Here is a 23,090-nt window from a genome sequence, read left to right on the forward strand (position 1 = left end):
AGTGGGGCGGCGATGTCGCCCCTCATCCCTTACTGCACCCGCTCATCGGCCGCTTTTTTGACAGTCGACAGCTCGGTCGAGACGACGCGAAGTTCCACATCCCTCTCAGCAGCCTTTGTGCTGGTCAAAGTCAGAGCGGCGATTTGCCGTTGGAATGCAGCCTCTCCAGCAGCTTCAGCAGCCGCGGAACCTGCTGCAGCAGCAGCGGTGCCAGCTGCCCCACCTGCAGTTGAGGTATGAGACGCACCAACATTCTTAGACATACTATTCTCCTGTGTGCTCAATTTCGCCGCCACATGCGGCTCCTATTTCCTAACGTCGCAACATGCGGGCGTCAGGAATCCTCCTCTGTCTCGGCCATGACATCGTCGAAATGGCTCATTGCACTATTCGCAAATTGGAGAGCAACGGCTCCCAAAGCGACGTTGAACGCTTGCTGCATAGCGGCTTCATGCGAGTTACCGCCCGGAGTGGACGCGCCGCCGTTTGCGGGAATGTTTGCATCAGGCGATCGGCCATGATCCTCGCGCTCGCCAGGCTTGTGAGATCCATTTTTGCCGCCGCTGTTGCCGCCACCCGCATGGAGGTCAGCATCACCGTGCCTAGCGGCGCTAGAACTCGTAACGCGCATCGGGTTCTCCTATGTCAATGCGATGTGTCAATGGAGGCAGTATCCACCTTCCACTCTGCAAGTATTAGCTTTCGACAAGCTGACGAGTCGTAGAAACAATGAGCCGATGGCGGATCGTCATTGAACTTTTTCACCAGCAGACCGCATTTGAAAGGTTCCCGGCGAAAGCGGGAGATTAGATGGTTAAGACAAACAATTGTTTGTGGAGCTTGATCGGGTGAGCACGTTGCTCATCGCTTCGAAAGCGTTCAATTGCTGAAATACCAAAGCCGGAACTAAGAAAGTCGCTTTGGGCTCGACGTGTTGCAATCTCGGGCTTCTTGCGATGCCTCCGAGCTCTTTCGACAATTTGCTTCCGGTCGGGTAATACGGCGCGGAGCTTGAACTCGTCGGGAGCGAGGCCGAAAGCCAGAGTGACTGCCGATTCGCGCCCAGAGCGGTCCATCGGACCTGGCGGGCCCATGGCAGATCCGTCAATCGCGGCCCACTTTCACGGAGACCGAGCAGGAGCCTGTTGCTCGAGAAAGAGCCCTTTGGCTCCTACCGCTCTGGACCAATAGACCAATGTGCTCTCGATCCTTGCGCAACCGGCAGGCTCGGCGGCTGTCGCCGGTCTGTCGGGTATTGTTACTGCATCGCGGTGTTGACAGGCGCCGCATGCAGTCAATGGAACTTCACAGCGGTAGACTGGGGTTTGAGGTCGGAGTCGAACGACCGAGTGCGGCCAACATCGTTTGTGCGCAATGAAGAGCCGAAATAAGTTCCTCGGATTCGGGGCAGTCTCAAGAATGCTGGTGGAGCTTGCGCGACCTACTGCTCGGCAGAGAGGCCCAACCGCGCGGAGGTCGCGCAAGCTCAGTTTCCAGCGTGATCCTGAGAGGAACGCGTCGCTCCTCCTAGGCGTCAGCACCTGCAGCTTGTAAGCGCTCGGACTCGATGCGGGCCTTCAGGTTATTCAAATAATCCTCCGCGTAGGACTCGGCCACCGAAACCGGCAGGTTGATGCCGGCCGTCGCTGCTTCTTGAATTGCCTGCTTCACCAAGCCTTCTCGCATTGCTAATTTGATCTCAGGACCGGCGATGCAACCCACCGCCTGTGCCGCAAGACTCAGCCCGCCTTCTTCCAGCGCTTGCTTTAGGTTGCCGCCACTGATGGCAGTGTGAAGAAGATTTGCAGCTTGCGCCTCGGCTTCGAGCACCATTGACGCCAGATCGGCCAATTCACCCAAACCTGGAATGAAGCCAAGCACACCGACTGCTGTCGCGGCCCAGTCCAATACTTTAGAGCCAACTTTGAGCACGTCATTAAGTGCGTGCATGAAGGCGCCTCCGTTCTTTTTGGGAGACTTGATGTCGGGTTGGTCTGCCACGCCCATCGTCATGTCCGCGACCGCGTCCTGCTCGGCAGGCGTTCGGACGGCATGCGTCTTCACTTGGTGGACGGTGCGGTTCGCACCCGACATGTTGTTGAAGAACTGGTTGAAGTCGCTGTTGCTGATGTTGCCGGAATCGACCGTATGCCCGCCGCCGAAGTCGAAGAACTTATGGTGCGTTTTGTAGCCCGTAATCGCGTTGTTCATCAACCCGAACAACACAGGATCGGAGAGCAGCTGGGAGGCCGCCTTTCGCACCTCAGGCGTGAGGCTCTTATCATCGACCATGCTCGCCAGCTTTTGCCGGGTCAGATCGCCGTTCCCGAAGAACGCGCTTTGCCTTTTATTGATCGTATTGAGCGTATCGAGCTCGGCGTGCGTGAGACTCATCGATGATGAAGCAATCTGCAGGAAGTCCTCTTTGTGGACCTTGTCTATCGAGCCACCATACAACTGCTTCCATTCATCCGGGTGATTGAGGAAGTATTGAGCGGCCGCGAGGACCTGTGGCGGGCATTTGCCGGTTTCGGCTTCGCCATCGACGATCCGCTTGAAATCCGCAAGGCTCAGGTTCTTAGGCAGGTTGTCGGAATACCGATAGAGCTCGCGCAATGCATCGGTCTGGGTCATAACCGATGGCTCGCCATTGCCGGTGCCGTCGGAAGGGATGTAGTTTTGCGTATAGCTCTTTGCCCGCTGCTCCTGGAACGCACCAACCTGAGGGTGGTGATCGGAGAAGCCGGAGAGATCACCTGCTTTAATCTTCCCGCCGCAGCAGCCGTCACCTTGCGAGCCTATCGCATAGAAGAGCTCTGGGTCCTGTTGCAGAGCCTCGATCGCGGCTTTTAGATCCGGTGGTGTGGAGGGATCGTTGGCCAACTCTCCAAGAGATTTCCAATCCAGCGGGCATTTGTCTTTGTGTCGGTTCAGCACCGACACAATCTGCAGCTCGGCGTCAGTCAACGTGCCGCTGTTCCACGTGATCCTGGAGCTTTGTACGGGTGCCTCTGCAATCTTCGGTGCGCTCGCAGCGGAGGAGGACTCCATGGAGGATGGCTCTGGCGCCTGCTGACATGCGTCCAGTGCGGCCTTGATCTCCGGCGGGAGGATGTTCCGCACCTCCTGCGAGAGTTCCTCCGTCAGCTGCTTCGCTGAGTCTGCAGCCGCCGGATCCTGCGGTGTGGAATGGTCATCGACCTTGTCTTTCAACGAGAAACTAGCCAGCATCGCCTCGAAATTTGAAAGATCCCGCGCCGATGAGGGCTCCGGCGCCAACCCGGACAAAGTGGAGCTGGCGGTTAGCGACAGGTTGTTGACTGACATTATACGTCCTCTGATTTGAGATCGCACCACAAGCCGGTCATGTGGCGCAGCCCGAGAATCGCGACGAACAACGAGCAATAAATATTGATAGGATTTGATGGCTCCTACCACTTGCTTCCGATTGCTCAGTGCGCCCCAGCGCTCAGTTCCGCTACAATCTATAGGCACATCGCCGTCTAGATATTCACGCCGTATGGTAGGTTCGATTAGCTTTCCAAAAGCTGACGGCACTCAGAGGTTTCATAACGAGGCGCGAAATGAAAGTGTGAAAGGCGATGATGGTTCTTGATATCGGAATCGGCTTGCCTGTTTGGTTTCGATCGCTCACCTCCACGCCAACTAGCTCAAATCAATGCATCCGAGTCTGCCGCTCTGCGAATGGTCCCGTGCGCTGATTCCTGCAACAACGTCGCAGGTCTCGCAGCATCTGATGGTGAAATCACTCACACTTAGCGACCTCGCGCCTGTCCAACGAGAGTGTTGGCGCCTGCCCCGATGAGCCCAGAATGATCGTATGAGATTGACTGGCGTGGATGCTCGAAAGAGTCCCGCGGTATTGTGCGGACCATGTTGCCCCGAGCGGATCGAAGCTCAGCTGCGCCTGGCATTCTTTATGTCATCGTGCTTATCCGCTTGGCGAGTGTTAGGATGGGTTGAGACGAATAAAACCTTCTTCTTGCCATTCCACCCTGCGAGGCACACCCAGGTTGGAGGACGTGGTTGTCCGGGCAGCCCTAGTCGGTATGAGGTCGCGGCCTCTTAGCAGTTCGATCTGAGCAGGCGTAGCGGTTTGGCCTGTGAAGACCCACTCGTCCCTGGCGCGACGGCCGTTCGCCATGGCAGCCTCCTCAAGTTCCGGCGGAGCAACCCCTGCGGGCAACGCGAGCTCCGCTGGAGACCGCCCAGCGTGAGGTGACCCGGATCTTGCCAAACAAGGCATTGCCGAAATCGGAGGCGCCCACGCGGTGCTGAGCGATCGGCTGTTGCGAACTGGTCCGCTCGCCGCCGCTCAATGATGGCTCGACAACCGATGATCTGCCTCCGAGGTCCTGCCAAATTCGTCCCGGCTGTATTCGGATAATTTTATGCAATGCGGCTCTCTCGGACTGGCGGGCGACGAGGACGAGTGGGACGCTGGGCTGTTGTCCGCCGGGCTTAGCGCGTTGAAGTCCATCCTGTTCCTCCCTTTGGACAACGGAAGGACTTTCATTCTTATGCGACGAACCTCATTTACATAGCAGAGTTCGTCGAGTTGTTCAAAAGCTCGCACGAGGCGTTAAAGCGGCAAAGCACGGTCACCGATGCTGCTGGCCAGGACTCTGGTTCGCATCCGTGGCTCCGGCCGGAACGCTTATTGCGCCGCCGTGCGGCATCGGCCATCTACATATCCGCGCGCTGACAATGGCAGCAGTCGCTTTCGAAAAGCTGACAGAGGGCATAAACAGACGCATTGCACTTCTTCGTAGGCGATCTGTTGTCATCAGGTCATTTCTTACCTGCATCGGGTATGTGGACCATGCCATCTTGATGTGGTGCCTCCGGCGAAGGAGCGTCATTCGGTCGTCCTTCGCGAACGACCACGCTGGAGGATCCCCGAAACAGCATCAAAACCGACTCGTGCGGTGGCTTTTCGTCACCGCTCGAGTTTCGCCGTGCCTGTGCCTCCGCCGCAAGTCCTTTGAGTGTTTGCTCCACAAGCGCGACAAAACGGGGTGGACCAGAGGCGAAGACGAGGCCATCTCCCGGTACGGCTCTTACGATGTAACGCTCGTCGGAGATTTTGAGCGCATCGAGCGCCGCCTTGAACGCATCAAAGCTGATTGGACTTAAGACCAAAATGCGGCTTTGCGCCTCATGCGCGTCGGATACATAGAGCACCAGCCCATCGTAATACCATTGAAGATTGTGGAGATTGATCAACCGTTCGAGGAACTCTCGCGGTGGGAGATCGGACATTCGCCCGCGAATCCGCCCCTTCACCCCGGTGCTGACATTGACTCTGATATTTAGGTTGTTGCCGAATTCCTGCAGTGCGGCCGCGAGGTCCTGATCCAAAACCGTGTAACTATAAGGCGTCGACGGCAGCGCCAGGGGAGCGCCGAGCGCCTCGACGGCGGCCAAGCAAATGAAAACACCAGCATGGACAAGTTTCTTCAAGATGTGCCGCCTTGTAGATGGAATGAGCATTCCTGCTATTTTTACGACTTGAGAACAAGCACTGGAATTCGTCCCAAAATTTGGAAGCCGCGGCCTCGTCGAAAATTGGAAGCTGACCGTGATCATTAGATGACAGCTGCTCGTCAGTTTTTGGTCAGCTTGTTTCTCTAAGGTGCCGGCCCGTTCGTGTGAACTGATGGCTCACCTCACTACATGACAGAAATGATTTCCTCCATGTTGTTTGGCATTACGTCGACCCCTGGCAACTACGTCGAGTGTGCCTCCAACGGCTGTTCGCCGGCACCCGCCCAGTTTGATGAGAGTCTTGCGCAGGCGGCCTCGAACCAAGGTGCCGCCGCTTCTGTAACCGATCGCGCGCCACCTCCATTGCTGCCGGAAGTGCAGCGTGCAGTCATGTCGCCTAGCCCGCTCGGCGATCGTGTCCTTCAGAGCATTTCTGCTATCCATCAGGGCAGACCATTTCCGTCGGGTGCAGGAGAGCCTGACCCTACCAAGGATCTCCAGCTTGGGCCGGCAGCGCAACCGGTCTTGCGTGTACAGCAAGTCGAGGTACATCCAGCGGGCCAACCGGAAGGTGTGGATTCCTTCGATTCGGCGCTGGCGAATCTGCGGGATGTTTACAACGGCGTCATCCAAGTTTCGCTCCTCTCGAAGGGGACAGGTGCTGCCAGTTCATCTCTGAACAAGCTTCTATCGGCGGGCTGAGCGGGCCGTTGGTTGTCTTTACGAAAGACAAGATCGGTAACGGCCGTCCCGCAAGAAGGCGGCTTCATGCTCTCGTCCTGTTGCCGCTTTTGCTGACCCTCGCCGGTTGCAAAGCTGATCTGTATACCAAAGTTCAAGAGCGCGAAGCCAACGAGATGCTCGGGCTGCTCCTAAGCAAGGGCGTCGATGCCATCCGTGTTGTCGGTAAGGATGGAACCAGCACAATTCAGGTGGAAGAAAAGCAGCTCGCCTACTCAATCCAGCTTCTGAATGACCAGGGCTTGCCGCGCCAACCCTTCAAGAGCCTTGGTGAGGTGTTCAAGGGGGCGGGCCTCGTTGCCTCTCCGGTTGAGGAGCGAGCCCGCTACGTCTATGCTCTCAGTGAAGAATTGTCGCGCACGATCAACGATATCGATGGGGTTCTCTCCGCTCGTGTTCATGTCGTTCTGCCGAAGAATGATCTTTTGCGACAGGATGCAACCCCGTCTTCGGCGTCGGTGTTCATTCGATACGCCTCGAACGCGAAGCTCTCAGCCTTGCTGCCGCAGATCAAGATGCTCGTCGCGAACAGCATCGAAGGTCTATCATACGACAAGGTGGCGGTCGTGTTCGTACCGGTTGAGCGGGCTCAGCATGAGGTCTCCGTTGTGCCAGCGGCAGCTTCCACCGAACCAACCAAGTTCATTGCAACCCACATTGCGATCGGTGCAGGAGGTGGGCTCGCCGCGTTGGGCATGCTATCTTACGTGCTGCTGAGCACACGTGGGCGACAGCTTCGTCAATCCTGGCTCAAAGTGACAAGTTTCGGCAGAGATGCCAGCAAGCCAGCGGTCCACTCCGCCGGCAAAAAGCTCTCCTCCGATCCGAAATAGCGGCAGCAGGTCCGTATCGATGGCATCCACTAACCCGAGTTATTCACTCAACCCGCATTCCGATCGCCTGCGCGAGCTTGCGGCTTTGATCCATCCTAGCCGGTTTGCCGGCCATCTTGATGAGCTCCTGTCGGCCACCACAGTGCTGCAGTTGCAGAGGTCTCCGAGACTGCAGCAAAGACTGGTCGAATTGCTGCTAGGTAGTGAGCTGGTTTCGAATGGAACCGACTGGGGTAGGGACGTTCTGCTCGGGCATGATCCGCGTCGGGCGGCGCTGCTCGCTGGCAGTATCTGGCATGCCCGTTCGGTGCTGAAGCTTGTGTCAAGGCATGATGTAGCGATTCTGATTGAAATTATTGGTGCCGAATCACATGCTTTCGCAATCCGAAACTTATCCAGCGCCGTCGCAACCACATCGATTGACGATCCGCAGAAGCTAGCGAGCCAGATTGAACATGACGGATTTGCCTGCCTTGGCGCTTGGCTGAAGGACGCATCAGAGCTTGACCGTGTGCGCGTTCTTTTCCGCTTACCTGTGGGGACCACCGCCGACTCTCCAGCAGCCGAACACCACAACTCAGCGGCTCAGTTACTGTCTTTGGTGGTGGCCCACTTGGCCACGGAGGAGCCAGCGGCATGACGGCCAATGAAACAGTCTTGCCATATAGCCCGCGGATACGGCCGCTCGGTCCGCTCATACCAGCCGCGGAACTTAGCATCTGGTACGACGCGGTGCAGACGCGCGCGCTAGCCGAGCGCTACCTGCGGCAGGTTCGCAGTTGGGCAAGGAAGGCCTATCAGCAGGAGCGGGAGCGCGGGCACTGCGAGGGTCTAAGGTCAGGCTCGGACGAAATGGCACAGCTGATTGCCCGAGCTGCTTCCGACGTGGCCGCGCGAAAAGCCGTTCTGCACCAGGAGTTACCTCAGCTCGTCATTGAGATATTGACCGATTTGTTGGGCTCCTTTGATCCGGGTGAGGTGTTAGTAAGGACCGTTCGTCACGCTGTCGAGAAAAGATATGGCAGCGCAGAAGTATGCCTTCACGTGTCTCCTGTGAACGCTGATGCACTAAGACATGAATTCCTGGCGTTCGATGGAACGAATGGCCGGCCGAAAGTCAGAATTGATCCGGACCCTGCCGTGAGGCCGGACCAGTGCGTTCTGTGGAGTGAGTTCGGCAGTGTCGATTTAGGACTCGCCGCGCAGCTCCGCACATTGCGTCTCGGCCTTAATCGATCTTCTCAGGAAAGCTATCCGTGACGACGCAACAATCAGGCCATAATCAAGCCGGCGGAGAAGGAGATGTGCATGCGGCGATAGCATCTCTGAGATTCGCAGCAAAGGATGTCGATACGCGTGCCGTGCGGGGACGGATCACGCGTGCGATCGGCACCTTGCTCCATGCCGTGTTGCCAGGGGCCCGTGTTGGAGAACTTTGCCTATTGCAGGATCACGCTTCCGGATGGTCACTTGAGGCGGAAGTCATCGGTTTGCTGCCGGACGGGGTGTTGCTGACGCCCATTGGCGATATGGTAGGCTTGTCCCACCGCGCGGAAGTGCTCCCGACCGGGCGCATGCAGGAAGTGTCAGTCGGGCCCGACCTGCTCGGTCGCGTGATCGATAGCTTCGGCCGTCCACTCGATGGTAAGGGGCCGATAAGGACGGTTCACACTTGTCCGCTCCGCGGCAAGGCGCCCAACCCGATGAGGCGGCGTGGCATCGAGCAGCCGTTTCCGCTCGGCGTTCGCGTTCTGGATGGACTTCTGACGTGTGGCGAAGGTCAGCGGATCGGAATCTATGGAGATGCCGGTTGCGGTAAGTCGACGCTGATGTCGCAAATTGTAAAAGGTGCGGCCGCCGACGTCACCGTGGTTGCGCTCATAGGGGAGCGTGGACGCGAGGTGCGTGAATTCATCGAACGTCATATTGGAGATGCCCTCGCTCGCACGATCGTTGTCGTTGAGACGTCCGACCGATCGCCAATGGAGCGCGCGCAATGCGCTCATATGGCGACCGCACTCGCCGAGTATTTTCGTGATCAAGGGCTGCAGGTCGTTCTGATGATGGATTCGCTGACGCGCTTTAGCCGTGCGATGCGCGAAATCGGCCTTGCCGCCGGAGAACCTCCCACCCGGCGCGGCTTTCCTCCTTCCGTCTTTGCGCTGCTTCCTGGTCTGTTGGAGCGAGCCGGTATGGGCGAGCGGGGCTCGATCACGGCATTCTATACCGTGCTTGTCGAAGGTGACGGCACGGGCGATCCGATCGCCGAAGAGTCGCGCGGCATTCTCGATGGTCATATCATTCTTTCGCGCGCGCTGGCCTCGCGAGAGCATTTTCCGGCCATCGACGTGCTGTCGAGCCGAAGTCGCGTCATGGATGCGGTCGCCTCTGGTCTACATCGCAAGGCGGCATCCGCATTCCGCGATCTGCTCTCGCGCTACAATGAGGCTGAGTTCCTGATCAAGGTCGGTGAATACAAGCCGGGTAACGATCCTCTGACCGATCGGGCAATCGAGTCAATTGAGGAACTGCGCGCATTCTTGCGCCAGGGACAGGACGAGCCGTCTAGCTTTGAGGAGACCGTTTCATGGATGTCGCGTCTGACGGCCTGAATCTCGCGCAAGCGTCAAAATTGCGGCTGGTTAAAGACATGAGAGAGCGAAGCGCGCTTCGTGAATTGTCGAACATGGAAGCCAGGCGCCAAATTGCGGTCGCAGCGCTGCAGCGAGCGTCCGAAATTCTTAAAGGCGCGGACAATCGTCGCGCCAAGGCCGAAGCTGAACTTTATCAGGAGCTGGCGTCGCTCGAGATGATGTCCGTGACGGAGCTCGATCGTCGCTGTCAACTCGTCCTTGGGCGACTGGCAGCAGAGATCGAATCGGCACGCCTAGCGCGTGAGCAGGCGCGCGTCGCGCATGAGCAGGCCCAGCGGGCGGTAAATGAGGCGCGGACCATATGGGCCGAGCGTTCGGCGGCGAGCCAGAAATGGCAGGAGATTGAAGGCGATGTCCAGCGCACTACCGCTGCCCGTTCGGAGTTTGCAGCCGAAATCGATGCCGACGATGAGGTTTTGCTCCGATATCAGGGTGGTTCGCGCAGCCAGACGGTCGATGGATCGAATTAATGGCTGGTTCTGTTATCACGTTCCGAGCTGCGCCCGCGGAACCGATCGATAAATGCCATGGGTGAACCCGCACTATTTCAGCCAGCGGCAAAGCTGTCGCATGAAGTGGTCTCCTGGCTCAACGAGACCGCCGCACCGCGCACGGTTCTGCAGAGCCGCATTGGCGATAAGCCGCTATCGATCCGTATGAGCCGGCTTGTTTGGCAGGCCGAGCCATATGCCACGTCGGTGCTCGACTGCGTATTTTGCGCCGAAGGCGAGACCGCTGTGTTGTCCTTGCCCCGCCTTCTCGTCGAGGCACTTATTTCAACGGCCCAGTATGGCCTTACTTTACCTTCCGACCCAACCCGCTCGCTCCTTCTCGAACTTGCATTGGAACCGTGGCTCGCTGCATTAGAGATCGTGCTCGCGCGGAATTTGCAGCTGATCCGGGTCGAAGACGCAACGGCCAACGACCCCTATTTGGAGTTCGACGTTACTTTCGGGCCGCTGGCGGCCAAGGCTCGCCTGTTCTTGTTCGCGCCTCTTGACGGTCTGGTTCCGTCTGCGTTTCGTGTCTTAGGCGAGTTGATCGGCCAATCACCGCGAGAGTTAGGTGAGATTTCTTCGGAATTGCCGGTCGTAATTGCGGGAGAGATCGGCTCGCTGCGCGCGCCCATCAAGCTTCTTCGCCAAGCACAGCCCGGCGACGCACTGCTGCCCGAGGTCATTCCCTTTGCCCATGGCCAGCTCATCCTCGCCGCGGACAAGTTGTGGGCGCCGGCGCAGGTCGCGGGCGACAGACTTATCCTTCGGGGACCATTCCGCCTGCAGTCCCATCCTCTAAGGTATGCAAATATGACGATAAGCCCCCAAGCTGAACAAGCAATCTCGCCCTCAGAAGCCGACATCGACAGTGTTGAAATCACGCTTGTGTTCGAATGCGGCCGCTGGCCCATCCCGCTGGGTACGTTGAGGAGCATCAACGAGGGGCACGTGTTCGAGCTTGGCCGCCAGGTGGACGGTCCGGTCGACATTGTTGCCAATGGTCAATTGATCGGCCGCGGCGACATCGTACGTGTCGGTGAAGCGTTGGGCATCCGGTTACTTAGCAAGTTGGCGGTCAATGGTTGACATTCAACCGAGCATCCTTGCGCTTGTTGCGGCGACCGCCGGTCTTGGCCTGCTGGCGTTCGCAGTTGTTACAACAACGGCCTTCATCAAGGTTTCCGTCGTTCTCTTCCTGATCCGCAACGCGCTCGGCACTCAGTCCATACCACCGAACATCGTTCTGTATGGTGCTGCATTGATCCTTACCGTGTTCATAGGCGCCCCAGTATTCGAGCAAACCTACAACCGCGTGACCGATACGCAACTTCGTTACCAAACCGCCGATGACTGGTTGACCGCCGCCAAGGAAGGCAGCGAGCCGCTGCGCGCCCATCTCAAAAAGTTTACCACTGAGGAGCAGCGCACGTTCTTCCTCTCGTCGACGGAACATATCTGGTCGGAGGAGATGCGCGCCAACGCAACAGCCGATGATTTTGCGATCCTCGTGCCGTCTTTTTTGATATCGGAGCTTAAGCGTGCGTTTGAAATCGGTTTCCTTCTCTATCTTCCGTTCATCACGATCGACCTGATTGTGACGACAATTCTGATGGCCATGGGCATGTCAATGGTATCACCGACAATGATATCCATTCCTTTCAAGCTCTTTCTGTTCGTCACAATTGACGGCTGGTCGCGGCTCATGCACGGATTGGTCTTAAGCTACGCATCCCCGGGGGGCTGAGATGGACGAGGCCAGCATCCTCACCCACCTGAGCCGATCATTGGTCCTGTTCATGATCTGGGTTCTACCGCCGCTCCTGGCAGCCCTCGTGGCCGGATTGGGTATTGGCATCGTGCAGGCAGCAACCCAGCTCCAGGACCAAACCTTGCCGCTTACCGTGAAGCTCCTCGTGGTCGTCGCCGTGCTCGTTCTGTTTGCTCCGGTGCTGAGCGCGCCGCTGATCGAGCAAGCCCAGCATATCTTCACTGAGTTCCCCGCGCTCACAGCGAGGTATTAGTGCGCGCGGAACGCAAGCCTGTCTAAGTTTCAGCTATAGCGTCGCCTTTGTTGGCCTTCGTTGCGAACCACAAAAGGTTGAGTTCGTCAGCTTATCGAAAGCTCGCCTCACCATTATGGGACGGATAAACATCCGAACTGTCCTGTTCGGCTCTATGAGCCTGCCGTATTCGGAGGAAGAATGACGGCTTTGGAATTTCTACCCGTTCGATTGAGGTTTGCTTACGATGTGAGGGAATTACTTGCTCAGACCTGGTCCTCGATGCACAGTCCGGCGAGTTGTCGACGCAAGTCAACGGGCAACGGCTTTGATTGCAAGCGGCCCCACGATTCTGGCATTCTGGTGAATGAGCCTGCGAATGAAGGTGCCGCTCGAGACCGATCTCCAAACCGCGCTGCGGCCGGTGAGAGCGGAAGAAGCGTGGCTTGTAGGCCGCCCGCGATTTCGCCGGTGCCCTCATCGAATGGTCATACCTCTGCCGGATGGCTGTAGTCATATGAATAGTTTGAAGCCGAATCATCTGCCTTGGGAGGCCTGTCGCTGTGCAACCGCAGGGACACGAGATCTGCAGGGTTCTTGACGTCTCAGATCATGGCGACGTGAGTGCGACGGTTGCATTGGCTGAAGGGACCACGAGCTGAACTCAAAATGGATGCCTTGTCGCCCCCCGAGACGCAAGCTCTGATTCAGACTGCTGTCGAGTTCGTCGTTGCGGCCAGTCTTGGCGCGGCCCGGGCCCTCGGCATTATGCTCGTTCTTCCGGTATTCACGCGACCGCACATTGGCGGGATTATCCGCGCAAGCGCGACGGTTGTGATTGGATTGCCTTGCTTGATGCAGATCAGGAACGGCTTGCAGACACTAGATCCGGGCACCCGTATGGTTGCGGTCTCGCTCCTCGGTTTGAAGGAGATATTTATCGGCCTGCTGTTCGGGTTTCTGCTTAGTATACCACTTTGGAGCATCCAGGCCGTTGGTGACATCATTGATACCCAGCGTGGCATCTCCAGCCAGGTGGACGATCCTGCGACACACAGTCAAACCGCCCCGATGGGGCTCTTTCTCGGGACTGCCGCGGTTACGATCTTCGTTGTATCAGGAGGTCTGCAGACCATGGTCAGATGCCTCTATGGAAGTTATCTGATCTGGCCCGTGTATCGGCTGCTACCGCCCCTGACCCACCACGGGGCAATGGAGTTTATTGGGCTTCTCGACCATATCATGCATGCGACCCTCGTGGTCGCCGGGCCCGTGCTGGCTCTGCTGCTTCTGATCGACGTATCCCTCATGCTGCTCGGGCGCTTTGCGCCGCAAATCAAGCTGAACGATCTCTCGCCGACCATTAAGAATGCCGCTTTTGGCATCATTATGGTCAGCTACGCCGTCTTCCTGATCGAATATATGGGAGCAGAGATCATTCGGTTCAACGGCGTGCTGGAGTGGCTCGAAACGTTCTTGAAATGAGCGACACGAGCGAAGAGAAAAACCTTCCACCAAGTCACAAGAAGCTGAGGGAGGCGCGTAAGAAAGGGCAGAGCCCGCGCAGCGCCGACTTTGTGACCGCGGCAGGCCTTTGCGCTGGTTTCGGCTGCCTGTGCTTCAGGGCTGGCGCGATCGAAGACGGATGGGACGAAGCCGTGCGGCTCATCGACAAGCTGCAGGAACAGCCCTTCAGCAATGCGGTCCGGCAGGCGTTGGTCGGATTGATGGACCTTTTTATAGGAGCCGCGGCCCCCATCCTAGGTGCGGCGGTGGTTGCGGCGATTCTGGCCGGTGTCTTGGCCGGCGGCGGGCTGACGATTTCGGTTGAGCCGCTTAAACCCAGCTTTGAGAAATTGGATCCCGTCAAAGGGCTGAAGCGGATTGTCTCCCGGCGGTCGGCTGTCGAGCTTGGAAAGTCTATCGTCAAAATTTTGGTTCTCGGCGCTACGCTCGTCTTGACTGTGCTCGCAAGTTGGAGGGCACTGGTATACTTGCCCGTTTGCGATTTGAGCTGCTTTGGTTTTGTCTTTAAAGAGCTCAAGGTGCTGGTCGCGATTGCTGCCGGCGCTCTTCTGACTGGCGGCTTGGCTGATCTTCTCATTCAGCGTTGGTTGTTCTTGCGCGACATGCGCATGACGCAGAGCGAATCCAAGCGCGAGTCCAAGGAACAGGATGGTAATCCGCAGATCAAGGGCGAACACCGCAGGCTCCGCCGGGAGTCGGCGAACGAGTCTCCGCTTGGCGTCCATCGGGCGACAGTGATAGTGACGGGGCGAGCGACGCTGATTGGGCTGCGCTACGTTCGGGGCGAGACCGGCGTCCCGGTATTGGTGTGCCGCGGTGAGGGCGAAACGGCTTCACAATTACTGGCGGAGGCGCGCGCCCAACGTCTGAGCATTGTCGAGGATCATGTGTTGGCGCGTCAGCTGATCCGAAAAGGTGCGATGGGCAAGGCCGTTCCGATGGAGTGTTTCGAGAGGGTTGCAAAGGCAGTCTTTGCCGCCGGCCTAGTTTAGCGTCGCACAAAACAGCGATGCGCTCAAATCTCTGGTCAACGACCCAACTGTCCCAAACCTGATCTGCAAGCTGCACGATCCCAAGAAAGGATCGAGCAAAGAGTCGAATCCTGGAGGCTCGTCGGCCGATTCCAAGACTGACATGGACAAGAATAGCCAACCGACGTTCATGCTGGTCGGGTCTGATGCGCCGCTTATTGGGTTTCTGGCACAACCCTGTTATGCGTTTCATCCTCCAAATTACTCCTGTTGCCCGCCGACGTGGCCCCACGCGCGGTGATGGGAAGCACTGCACGATCACCACTGGTCGGCATGACAGCGTCGTTGCCTAACAAGTCGCCAGGTTCATTGACCATGACCGCAAGGTTATTCCGGACTGAGCAGCCAAGGGTTGGATTGAACGAATTGTCGTTCACTGTAGGACCGACGATGGAGAGCGAGGGGCAGACCGGAGGATGGGCTTCGAAAGTGATCGCTTCGATCCTCACCCCGGAACGAGCCGGCAAATCCACACGAGAAGCGGACAGGCGGATGTTGTAGGTGGCAACGCCCATGGCGCGAGCCTCGTGGGCCACCTGTGCAATGAGTCTGGGTGGGCCGATGACACCCACATGGAGGGCATCCCGCCGGCCGCGACTGGTCGCTGCAATAAAGCTTCGCAGCCGATGCCGTTCGGGGCCACGGAGGCTCTGCAGGAACAGCACGCTACTCTTCTGCTCGACCTGGATCTCTTGGTCAGCCGGCGCGGGCTGGATCGAGGCAGTATTTGCGCAGCCCCCCAATGTTGCTCCAATAGCGATCGGGTAGCACAGATGTCGCAAAGTCATTTGGCGATCCTCATTCGATAATAAAGCCGGAGCTGCCGGTCAATCCTGGCGCGCTAGCGCGAGGCGCATCGCGCTCTCGCGGCGGCCGGGCAACCGTGTTCGTCAAAATCCGCCCCGCGTCTGAGGGCGGTGAGATGCGGTCGCTCGGCGCACTCATCCGGTTTGGATTCGGTCCGGGTCGCACGATATAGGGCGTGACAATAATGACCAACTCGGTTTCACGTTTTTGAAACGATGAGGAGCGAAAAAGCGCGCCCAGGATCGGCACGTCGCCGAGCCAGGGAAACTCGCCGATATCAGTGTTGAAGTTGCGCCTGATGAGGCCGCCGATTGCAAAGCTCTGACCGCTGGCGAGCTCGACCACGGTGCTCGCCCGCCGGGTCGAGAGGGCAGGGACCGCTATGCCATTGATCTTGACTTCGCCCTCGCTCGACAGTTCGCTGACTTCGGGCTTCACACGGACATTGATCTGATTATTGTTGAGAACCGTCGGAACGAACTCAAGGCTCACTCCGAACTGACGAAATTGGACGGAAACCTGCCGGTTGTCCTGCATCACCGGAATGGGGAATTCGCCCCCGGCGAGGAAGCTTGCGGCTTCGCCGGACATCGCCGTCAGGTTCGGCTCAGCCAGGATTGAGGCGAGGTGCTCGCTCGCGAGAGCGTCCAGAACAGCGCTCAAGTTGGTGTGGCCGGCGCTAAACCCAATCCCGATCGTGCCGCCGCCGCCGGCTGCGCCGGACCCTCCCCCTTTGCCGGTGACTAGGAAAGCGCCGTTTGGGCTCGAGGCGGTGAAGTTGATGTTGAGATCCTTGACGGCGGTGCGGGAGACCTCTGCCACCCGTACGCTGAGATTTACCTGTAATGAGCCGGCGACCTGGATCTTGTTGGCAACCAGCGCACCAGCCCCAAGAAAATGCTCAGTGACCTTCCTGGCGGTCTCGACAACCTCGGCATTAGGCGCCGTACCGCTAAGGATCGCGCCGCGCGGGGTATAGCTGACCTGAATCGGATAGTCGCCGACCTCGGCCTTCAGCGTGGCCCGCAGATCCTCGATCGGTTGGGTGACGACAACACGCAGCTCGGCGAGAGCCTCTCCGTTGTCGTTTAGGGCGAACAGGCTAGTCCGTCCCGACTTTTTGCCAAACACGAAGATCGTGGTGTTCGACGGCGCCTGATAATCCGCGATGGTCGGGTCGGCAATAAAAACGCTCGCAGCCGGTCCGGTCAGATGAACCGTCTTTCCCTGTGAGGAGGTAAGGTTGAGCGTGCCGGTGGTGCTGCCAGGCGCCGCACGCGGCGCTTCTCCTTTGCCATCTCGCTTTACCTGAGCTGCGGCAGCAAGTGGAAATAGCAGAGCGACTGCACACAGGGCGTAGCAGAGGCGGGGAAAAGCGGCAGAGTGCGAGCTGCTGGCGGCCACCGACGGCTCATCGGCGCCGGTGTCATTGTTAACGACGTTCAAGGGATTGTTGCTTTCAAGTGAGACTGCTAGGCAGCCGATGCTGCGCCGATGAGTTCAAGAGTGTAGCCGATACCGCGCGCGGTCTTGATCATGAGCGTTGCCCCCGCCTGGTTCAAATGCGCTCGTAAGCGGTAAATCCCGACTTCCAGCGCATTGGTCGAGACCTCGTCGTCAAATGCATACAAGCTTTCTTCGAGCGCTGTGCGGGGCACGGTACGGCCCGCGCGGTTGAGCAAATGTTCAAGAATGCACACTTCGCGGCGCGCAATTCTCAGTCTTCGTCCACCGACGGAGACTTGTCTTGCGATCGGATCGAAATGCAGATTCCCGAATGTCACCACCGGCGCCGTCATCTGCGTTGATCGTCGCAGAATAGCTCGCATGCGAGCAACGAGCTCGTCGATAGAAACGGGCTTGGGCAGAAAATCATCCGCTCCGGCGTTGAAGATCGCAATCCGCCGACTGAGATCATTGAGATTGCTCATCATCATAGTCGGCATTGATCGTCCTTCGCGCCGCAGCTGCTTCAACCAGTCCAAACCATCCCCATCGGGCAAGAAGCATTCGAGCAGTATCATGTGGTAGTTCGCGCAATCCAACGCGGCCGACGCCTCATCCAGCGTCTGCGTCACGTCGACAGCGAACCCGCAACTCAGAAGCGCTTCCTTTACGGCGCGGCCAAAGTCCGCATGATGATCAACCAGTAGAGTTCGCATTCATCGCCTCTCGTCCATCCTCGGCAGGAGTTGAGCGTGCCACGCTTGACCATGACGATCGGCGGAACCAGAGGATGCCGCTTTGACGTGAATTCGAAAACCCGTGCGCGATACGCACGGGCTTGTTGGCAGGGCAGCCAATGTCTGCACGTCCGCCGTCGGCGGATAGGTGGGGGCCTGCGGCGGATGGCTCCAGCTCGCGGCGCAGCTCACAATCTCCTTTACGCCGGCAGAGATCTGCAATCTTTCACGAGGCTGAGAGCCCCCGCGATGTGCTGATTCATCTGCGGGCCGAGCATAACGGTGGCTGCATGCATTAGGCGAACGCCTGCAGTGGCGATCGCGCCAAACTCGCGGAGCGGCGAGAGCGGCTGTACTTGCCGCCGAACGGACTTGCAAAACCGACATTGGAACTCCTAAATCGTCTTGATCCGCGGTCAGTCCTGCAGGGCTGTTGAGCCTGTAGTGTCGTCAAGTCACTACGATACAGTTTTACGCGTTCAAGACAGTTCACGCGCTATGCGTCGGCCGACGGGCTGTAAAAGGCCAAGATGCGATGAAACAATCAACACGCCCATCGGAGGGTTAGACATTGTCTCGCTCGCCGGTGGTAATGGCCAGACATGGTGTCAACCGTCCTGAAGCTCGGTTGCTTCCAAGATCTTCTCCGCACCAGCCGAGCGAAGGCTGCCAAGGAAGGACAAATAGAGACTGGCATTGCTGTCGCGCATTGTCTGAGGTCGTGAGGCCGGCTCAATTTCGTCAGACGGGTTGAACGGCGCAAGAACGATCTAGTCTCGAGCTTGGACTCAGCCTGTGATTGGTACGGCGATTGCTCGTCTTGTTCTCGCGCGCTGGATCCTTGTCTGGCTGCGAAGAGCGCGCTTCGTCTTACGTTCACAGAGCAGATTAACGATGCACGCTCTGAATCTGAGCAGTCGAGCAGTGTCCCAAGCCGTAACGGCCGAGCATTGAGGTTCTGAGACGTTCGCAATTGTCGCTACCTGTCAGGAAGAGTTCACGCGAGTGGATTCTGTCGCGAGACTGTCGAAAATCCTACAATCTGACGCTGGGTGAGATTCAAGTGCCTTTCAGGGCTCTTGTATCGGCGCCATCAACATCGGACTCCTTGTGAGGCAATGACGACATGCTGTCGAGCTGTGCTAAGGTCAATCGCCCTCTGTCCAAGGCCGAGAGCATTTGTCCGTCCAATCAAGCCTAGCGCCATAACTCAACCATGTTGAGCCAGCTTGCGTGCTTGGGAGTGTAGTGGAACTCGAGCCGTCGCAAGATCCGCCTGGCTTCGGCAGGCGGGAACGCCTGATAGAGGGCGCCGGCGGAGTGGGTCGATAGATTGTCCTGGACGACCCGGATGATCTCGGCGTCGGGATAATGGATGTCGACGAGATCACGCATGCATTGGGCGTAATCTTTTGCGGCTCGCCGCTCGGTGACTTTGATCTTGCGCCAAGGACGATGCACGTCGAGGAGGACGAAGAGATTGACTGTCCCATTGCGACGATACTCGTAATCGTAACGTTCGAGCTGGCCCGGCTTGGCCGGGATGGGCTGACGCACCTCGCCGATGAGTTGCACCGGGCTTTCGCCGAAGCACACCACTGGCCGTCTGGAGTCGGGCGCCTCGGCATAGAGGGCGAGCACATCCTCCATGCGGGCGACGTATTCGCCGTCGACCTGCGGAATGCACCACATGTCTTTGCGCCAGGGCTTGAGGCCATTCTCGGCCAGGCGCCGCCGAACCGTCTCGTGCGACAGGCTCTTGTGTTCGGTGAGCTTGACCATCGCACCCGCCAAAAGCTTGAGCGTCCAGCGGGCACGGCCCTTTGGCGGACTGGCGCAGGCTGTCGCCACCAGCAAGGCTTCTTCCTTGCCCGTGAGTTTGCGTTCCGCCCCGGGACGCGGCTCTTCGCTCAGCGCCCGCTCCAGATTGCCCTCCACGAAGCGTCGCTTGGTCCTATACACGGTCGAGCCGCTCAGGCCGACGCTTTTTGCGATCTCTCGTCGCTGGTCCCGGCATCGGCGGCCAACAAAATCTGCGCTCGCTTGAGCTTGCGGGACGCATGCTTGCCGCCGCTGAGCAGCGCCCTCAGTTCGGTGCGCTCGATCTGGCTGAGTTCGACCCGATCGCGTACATTCATGGCGTGCCTCCTCGTTCGAGGCACGCACGAACAACTGAATCGGATGGCCGGCGTGAGTATTTCGACAAAACCCTTCACGCCCACGCAGGGGCAGTATCTGGCTTTTATCCACCTCTATACCCGGCTGCATCGCAGGCCCCCGGCCGAAACGGACATGCAGGAATATTTCCGCGTCAGCCCAGATGGTGCTGACGCTGGAACGCGCCGACCTCATCAGACGGCAGCCAAGGACGCCTCGCAGCATCGAGCTCCTCATTGATCCAAAACTCCTGCCGGAGCTAATCTGACCGCCGGACCCAACCCGTCAAAATCACCGTGCAGAGCCACTAGTGGGAAAATCGGAGCGGGCGCGGGACCATGTGACGCGCAGGACCTAGCGTTCGGAATGCAGACTGCCGATCGCGCGAGCCAAGTGGTTCGGCAACCGGCTGAGGAGAGAGACGATTGCGAAACGTCATTTTGAATGCGGTCTCCATACATTGCGATCGACTATGAGGTCTTTAGGCATGCTCGGCAAAATTCATTGTTTTGATGGAACGCATTCAGGTTGCGGATCGGTTGTCTCCTGCGGAACGACAGCAACGGCGGCATACCAGTCCGCCCGATCGATCCCAACGAGATCGGTTCCATCAACCAGGATGCGCATCGATTTCAATGCTGGCTTAAAGACTGTCGATTTACCGCATCCGGTGTCGCCGATCAGGAAGGTAATGCCGCCGTGCGTAGCCGTAAACGATACATTGGTAACACCGCGGCCTTTTTCGTAGAAATAGCCAACGCCTTCGAATTTCAGCCGGCCGGCCGAGGGTACGAAATCGCGAGTATGAGATACCCACCGCTCCTGCCATGCCGCCCACACACGGGCGAGAGGTATGAGGTCGGCGCGCGAGCGTGCCACGTGTTCGATCGCGCGCGCGACCATTTCGAAGGGGCATATTGAGTTGGAGTAGGAGCGTGTTAAACAGCGCATATCGCCGATCGTTACTGCGCCGGCTTTGTACTTAGATGGGAGAAGTCGACTCGTAACGGCAAATTGTAACGCCACGCCGGGACCGAGCGCAGCGATGTAGGCGACCCGCTGCACCACATAAGCTCGCCAGTTGTCGTGGACTTCTCGCGCCTTCATCGTGAAGCGCAGGCTCATCCAGGAATGACTGCCGAAATGGCGCAAGGTCTCTATGGCGTTCAAGACGTTGCCGATAAAGCGCGCATTCGCCTGGCCGGCTTCGCTGGCCCGGTCGAGGAACACCCTGGCCCGTCGCGTAGAACTCCACGTCAAAGCAATCGCGGCTCCACCATTGATCTGAGGCCGGCAAACTGGACCATTTTTGGCTAGAGTTGCGCTGCGTCAATCCCCTCGGCTGGGGGGAGCGGACAACGATGAAGGTCTCGAAGTTTTCGGGCGCCCAGAAGGCGTTCATTCTCAAGCAGGGCAACGACGGGGTCCCGGTGGCGGAGATCTGCCGCAAAGCCGGGATCAGCCAGGCGACCTATTTCAACTGGAAGAAAAAGTACGACGGGCTGCTGCCGACCGAGATGCGCCGGTTGAAGCAGCTCGAGGACGAGAACGCCAAGTTGAAGAAGCTGGTGGCGGACCTGTCGCTCGACAAGGAGATGCTGCAGGACGTGATCCGCCGAAAGCTGTGAAGCCTGGTCGGAAGCGCAAGCTCGTCGATGAGGTTTACGGTGAGTGGCAGGTCTCCTGGCTGCTGTTATGTTCCTCTGTGAGTCACTGGCGGAATTGATGAGGCTTCATGAAGAAGCAGATCGTGGACAGCGGGCGCTACAAGCCGAATACTTCGATGACCTCATTGACGAGAGCGACCCTGTTCGGGTGAGCGACGTATTTGTCGATACGCTCGGTTGGCTGAGATGAGCTTTGAGGTTGCGGAGCCAGCGGTCGGCGTCGTGCCCCTCTGTGCTCATCGAACGTTGCCAGAGATGGAGTTTGTGGCGATGGCGAGGCGTCGCCATCGACGGCAGCAAGTTCAAGGCCGTGAACAAGCGGGACAGGAACTTCACGCGCGCGATGATGGAGCGACGGCGTGCTCAGTTGGAGTCGAGCATCGCACGCTATCTCGGTCAACTCGACACGGCAAAGCGACAGGAGCCGGTGCAGGCGCTAGCCGCAAAGGTGACAAAGCTTGCCAAGAAGCTGACAAAGCTGAAGGATGAAGTGGACAAGCTTGCGGCTACAAGAAGCATGCTATCTTCGCCAGAGCGCCATCGCGGCCGAGGCCGTCAAGCTGGTTATTGTTCTGTTCGCCATCGCACGCGAGATCAATTGTCTTGCGCTGCGGGAGCGCCGGCGCGTGCCGCAGCAGTGCAGCCGAGTCTTATCCTTGAACTGCAGGGATGGTTGCTCGAACAACGCTCGAAGCTCTCCAAAAACTACGAGACGATCATGGCGATCAACTATTTCCTCTGGGACACAGTGTACCCCCTCTTGTTGATAACCGATGAATTTGCATATTCCCAGAATTACGGCCCATCGCGAGCTACGGGCCGCCTCCGTGGACCAAAAGAAATTGAACCTTCGCCGGCTCCGATGAGGGCGTGCGGCTGCGATCTATGCCTTGATTGCACCGCCAAGCCTCCACGAGATCGATTCCACAGGCTGGGCTCGACGACGTGTGTCGTAGAGAGCCTGTCATGAGCGTTCGGTGGGAGGACATGGTTGAGGATCGGTGCCACCAGCGATGTTCATATCTTAGTGAAGCCGCTCTCCGAGCGATACCTGTCATTGGCTGAACGCGAGGAAATCGCCCTTGTTAGCTTGCAGGGCCATTACGTACAGGAGATGGGGCGTCGCCTGGAGCGGGCTGCTTCGACAGTCTCGCGTGAACTGCGGCGGAACGCGGCCACCCGCGGCGGCGGGTTGGAGCATCGGGCAATAACTGCCCAATGGAATGCGGACCGATCTGCCCGCCACCCCAGCCAAAAAAAAGCTCGCGGCGAGGGCGATTGGGGCTTGAAGTCTACGTGGCGTCAGGTTGTACAGTTTGGATCATACCTACCGCTATCGCTCTGAACCTTCATGATCACGAGAAAGGCGTCAATGTTTCAGGTTCTTCGGGGCCTTAGAGTATGTGGCTGTGCAGGCACGATCCGGTTGGTTGTAGCGAATGTGAGGACATGAACTGAAGAATTGAAGACGAAGCAGAATATGCA

Annotated in this window: 19 protein-coding genes and 4 pseudogenes; 14 read left to right on the plus strand and 9 right to left on the minus strand. The window is 58.2% G+C overall.

What is annotated here, in order from left to right; all coding sequences use genetic code 11:
* Positions 1 to 29 precede the first annotated feature (29 nt).
* The 4 genes from BDOA9_RS37490 to BDOA9_RS36275 form a co-directional block, all read right to left on the minus strand.
* Positions 30 to 263, minus strand: coding sequence for a nodulation protein NopA (locus BDOA9_RS37490; RefSeq protein WP_082848019.1), 234 nt, complete (start codon positions 261 to 263; stop codon positions 30 to 32).
* Positions 264 to 334: 71 nt separating this feature from the next.
* Positions 335 to 631: a hypothetical protein gene (locus BDOA9_RS38610; RefSeq protein WP_042337078.1), complete on the minus strand. Its 297-nt coding sequence runs from the start codon at positions 629 to 631 to the stop codon at positions 335 to 337.
* A gap of 896 nt (positions 632 to 1,527) precedes the next feature.
* Complete coding sequence (locus tag BDOA9_RS36270) at positions 1,528 to 3,327, minus strand: HrpF/NolX family T3SS translocon protein (protein WP_025038811.1); 1,800 nt, start codon at positions 3,325 to 3,327, stop codon at positions 1,528 to 1,530.
* A gap of 1,485 nt (positions 3,328 to 4,812) precedes the next feature.
* Positions 4,813 to 5,514, minus strand: a complete 702-nt coding sequence (locus BDOA9_RS36275) for a secretin N-terminal domain-containing protein (RefSeq protein ID WP_025038812.1) — start codon at positions 5,512 to 5,514, stop codon at positions 4,813 to 4,815.
* 183 nt (positions 5,515 to 5,697) lie between these two features.
* Between BDOA9_RS36275 and BDOA9_RS39230 the strand changes: the two genes are divergently transcribed.
* The 11 genes from BDOA9_RS39230 (at position 5,698) to BDOA9_RS36325 (ending at position 14,752) form a co-directional block, all read left to right on the plus strand.
* On the plus strand, positions 5,698 to 6,210 hold the full coding sequence (locus tag BDOA9_RS39230; protein ID WP_244521637.1) for a nodulation protein NolB: 513 nt from the start codon (positions 5,698 to 5,700) through the stop codon (positions 6,208 to 6,210).
* 8 nt (positions 6,211 to 6,218) lie between these two features.
* The gene (gene sctJ, locus BDOA9_RS36280) at positions 6,219 to 7,082 is read left to right on the plus strand and encodes a type III secretion system inner membrane ring lipoprotein SctJ (RefSeq protein WP_025038813.1); all 864 of its coding nucleotides are present in this window, start codon (positions 6,219 to 6,221) and stop codon (positions 7,080 to 7,082) included.
* A 19-nt stretch (positions 7,083 to 7,101) separates the two neighbouring features.
* Complete coding sequence (locus tag BDOA9_RS36285; RefSeq protein WP_025038814.1) at positions 7,102 to 7,722, plus strand: hypothetical protein; 621 nt, start codon at positions 7,102 to 7,104, stop codon at positions 7,720 to 7,722.
* Positions 7,719 to 8,342, plus strand: coding sequence for a type III secretion system stator protein SctL (gene sctL / locus BDOA9_RS36290; protein ID WP_025038815.1), 624 nt, complete (start codon positions 7,719 to 7,721; stop codon positions 8,340 to 8,342). The genes BDOA9_RS36285 and sctL overlap by 4 nt, the downstream gene beginning before the upstream one ends.
* Positions 8,339 to 9,694 carry a type III secretion system ATPase SctN gene (sctN, locus tag BDOA9_RS36295; protein ID WP_025038845.1) on the plus strand — a complete coding sequence of 452 codons (1,356 nt, stop codon included), beginning with the start codon at positions 8,339 to 8,341 and terminating at the stop codon, positions 9,692 to 9,694. Before sctL ends, sctN begins: the two co-directional genes overlap by 4 nt.
* On the plus strand, positions 9,670 to 10,206 hold the full coding sequence (locus BDOA9_RS36300; protein WP_025038816.1) for a hypothetical protein: 537 nt from the start codon (positions 9,670 to 9,672) through the stop codon (positions 10,204 to 10,206). Before sctN ends, BDOA9_RS36300 begins: the two co-directional genes overlap by 25 nt.
* Before the next feature lie 57 nt (positions 10,207 to 10,263).
* Complete coding sequence (sctQ, locus tag BDOA9_RS36305; protein ID WP_042337080.1) at positions 10,264 to 11,319, plus strand: type III secretion system cytoplasmic ring protein SctQ; 1,056 nt, start codon at positions 10,264 to 10,266, stop codon at positions 11,317 to 11,319.
* Complete coding sequence (sctR, locus tag BDOA9_RS36310) at positions 11,312 to 11,977, plus strand: type III secretion system export apparatus subunit SctR (RefSeq protein ID WP_025038818.1); 666 nt, start codon at positions 11,312 to 11,314, stop codon at positions 11,975 to 11,977. Before sctQ ends, sctR begins: the two co-directional genes overlap by 8 nt.
* A 1-nt stretch (position 11,978) precedes the next feature.
* Entirely contained in the window at positions 11,979 to 12,254 is a 276-nt protein-coding gene (locus BDOA9_RS36315; RefSeq protein ID WP_025038819.1) for an EscS/YscS/HrcS family type III secretion system export apparatus protein, read from the plus strand.
* A gap of 648 nt (positions 12,255 to 12,902) precedes the next feature.
* Positions 12,903 to 13,718, plus strand: coding sequence for a type III secretion system export apparatus subunit SctT (gene sctT / locus BDOA9_RS36320; RefSeq protein ID WP_025038820.1), 816 nt, complete (start codon positions 12,903 to 12,905; stop codon positions 13,716 to 13,718).
* Positions 13,715 to 14,752 (plus strand): EscU/YscU/HrcU family type III secretion system export apparatus switch protein, encoded by a 1,038-nt coding sequence (locus BDOA9_RS36325; RefSeq protein ID WP_025038821.1) that lies wholly within the window; start codon positions 13,715 to 13,717, stop codon positions 14,750 to 14,752. The genes sctT and BDOA9_RS36325 overlap by 4 nt, the downstream gene beginning before the upstream one ends.
* 194 nt (positions 14,753 to 14,946) lie before the next feature.
* Here BDOA9_RS36325 and BDOA9_RS36330 read toward each other — a convergent pair whose 3' ends face one another.
* The 5 genes and pseudogenes from BDOA9_RS36330 to BDOA9_RS36355 form a co-directional block, all read right to left on the minus strand.
* Entirely contained in the window at positions 14,947 to 15,579 is a 633-nt protein-coding gene (locus BDOA9_RS36330) for a CpaD family pilus assembly lipoprotein (protein WP_025038822.1), read from the minus strand.
* A 10-nt stretch (positions 15,580 to 15,589) separates the two neighbouring features.
* Positions 15,590 to 17,044 (minus strand): type II and III secretion system protein family protein, encoded by a 1,455-nt coding sequence (locus tag BDOA9_RS36335; RefSeq protein WP_025038823.1) that lies wholly within the window; start codon positions 17,042 to 17,044, stop codon positions 15,590 to 15,592.
* Positions 17,045 to 17,070: 26 nt separating this feature from the next.
* Positions 17,071 to 17,760, minus strand: coding sequence for a response regulator (locus BDOA9_RS36340; RefSeq protein WP_025038824.1), 690 nt, complete (start codon positions 17,758 to 17,760; stop codon positions 17,071 to 17,073).
* 1,227 nt (positions 17,761 to 18,987) lie between these two features.
* Positions 18,988 to 19,919 (minus strand): annotated as a pseudogene (locus BDOA9_RS36345) (IS630 family transposase); the annotation flags it as partial.
* A gap of 520 nt (positions 19,920 to 20,439) precedes the next feature.
* Positions 20,440 to 21,168, minus strand: a complete 729-nt coding sequence (locus BDOA9_RS36355; protein WP_244521638.1) for an ATP-binding cassette domain-containing protein — start codon at positions 21,166 to 21,168, stop codon at positions 20,440 to 20,442.
* A gap of 131 nt (positions 21,169 to 21,299) precedes the next feature.
* Between BDOA9_RS36355 and BDOA9_RS36360 the strand changes: the two are divergent.
* The 3 pseudogenes from BDOA9_RS36360 to BDOA9_RS38620 all read left to right on the plus strand — a co-directional run.
* A pseudogene (locus BDOA9_RS36360) lies at positions 21,300 to 21,593 on the plus strand (transposase); the annotation flags it as partial.
* Between the two features lie 292 nt (positions 21,594 to 21,885).
* Positions 21,886 to 22,036: pseudogene (locus BDOA9_RS38615) on the plus strand (IS5/IS1182 family transposase); the annotation flags it as partial.
* A gap of 548 nt (positions 22,037 to 22,584) precedes the next feature.
* A pseudogene (locus BDOA9_RS38620) lies at positions 22,585 to 22,875 on the plus strand (helix-turn-helix domain-containing protein); the annotation flags it as partial.
* Between the last annotated feature and the right edge of the window lie 215 nt (positions 22,876 to 23,090).

Source organism: Bradyrhizobium sp. DOA9 (assembly GCF_000617845.2).
Classification (GTDB): Bacteria; Pseudomonadota; Alphaproteobacteria; order Rhizobiales; family Xanthobacteraceae; genus Bradyrhizobium.

Excerpts from the sequence above, each read along its gene's own strand:
- BDOA9_RS37490 (WP_082848019.1), bottom strand. The coding sequence starts at position 263 with ATGTCTAAGAATGTTGGTGCGTCTCATACCTCAACTGCAGGTGGGGCA.
- BDOA9_RS38610 (WP_042337078.1), bottom strand. The coding sequence starts at position 631 with ATGCGCGTTACGAGTTCTAGCGCCGCTAGGCACGGTGATGCTGACCTC.
- BDOA9_RS36270 (WP_025038811.1), bottom strand. The coding sequence starts at position 3,327 with ATGTCAGTCAACAACCTGTCGCTAACCGCCAGCTCCACTTTGTCCGGG.
- BDOA9_RS36275 (WP_025038812.1), bottom strand. The coding sequence starts at position 5,514 with ATGCTCATTCCATCTACAAGGCGGCACATCTTGAAGAAACTTGTCCAT.
- BDOA9_RS39230 (WP_244521637.1), top strand. The coding sequence starts at position 5,698 with ATGACAGAAATGATTTCCTCCATGTTGTTTGGCATTACGTCGACCCCT.
- BDOA9_RS36285 (WP_025038814.1), top strand. The coding sequence starts at position 7,102 with ATGGCATCCACTAACCCGAGTTATTCACTCAACCCGCATTCCGATCGC.
- sctL (WP_025038815.1), top strand. The coding sequence starts at position 7,719 with ATGACGGCCAATGAAACAGTCTTGCCATATAGCCCGCGGATACGGCCG.
- BDOA9_RS36300 (WP_025038816.1), top strand. The coding sequence starts at position 9,670 with ATGGATGTCGCGTCTGACGGCCTGAATCTCGCGCAAGCGTCAAAATTG.
- sctQ (WP_042337080.1), top strand. The coding sequence starts at position 10,264 with ATGGGTGAACCCGCACTATTTCAGCCAGCGGCAAAGCTGTCGCATGAA.
- sctR (WP_025038818.1), top strand. The coding sequence starts at position 11,312 with ATGGTTGACATTCAACCGAGCATCCTTGCGCTTGTTGCGGCGACCGCC.
- BDOA9_RS36315 (WP_025038819.1), top strand. The coding sequence starts at position 11,979 with ATGGACGAGGCCAGCATCCTCACCCACCTGAGCCGATCATTGGTCCTG.
- sctT (WP_025038820.1), top strand. The coding sequence starts at position 12,903 with ATGGATGCCTTGTCGCCCCCCGAGACGCAAGCTCTGATTCAGACTGCT.
- BDOA9_RS36325 (WP_025038821.1), top strand. The coding sequence starts at position 13,715 with ATGAGCGACACGAGCGAAGAGAAAAACCTTCCACCAAGTCACAAGAAG.
- BDOA9_RS36330 (WP_025038822.1), bottom strand. The coding sequence starts at position 15,579 with ATGACTTTGCGACATCTGTGCTACCCGATCGCTATTGGAGCAACATTG.
- BDOA9_RS36340 (WP_025038824.1), bottom strand. The coding sequence starts at position 17,760 with ATGCGAACTCTACTGGTTGATCATCATGCGGACTTTGGCCGCGCCGTA.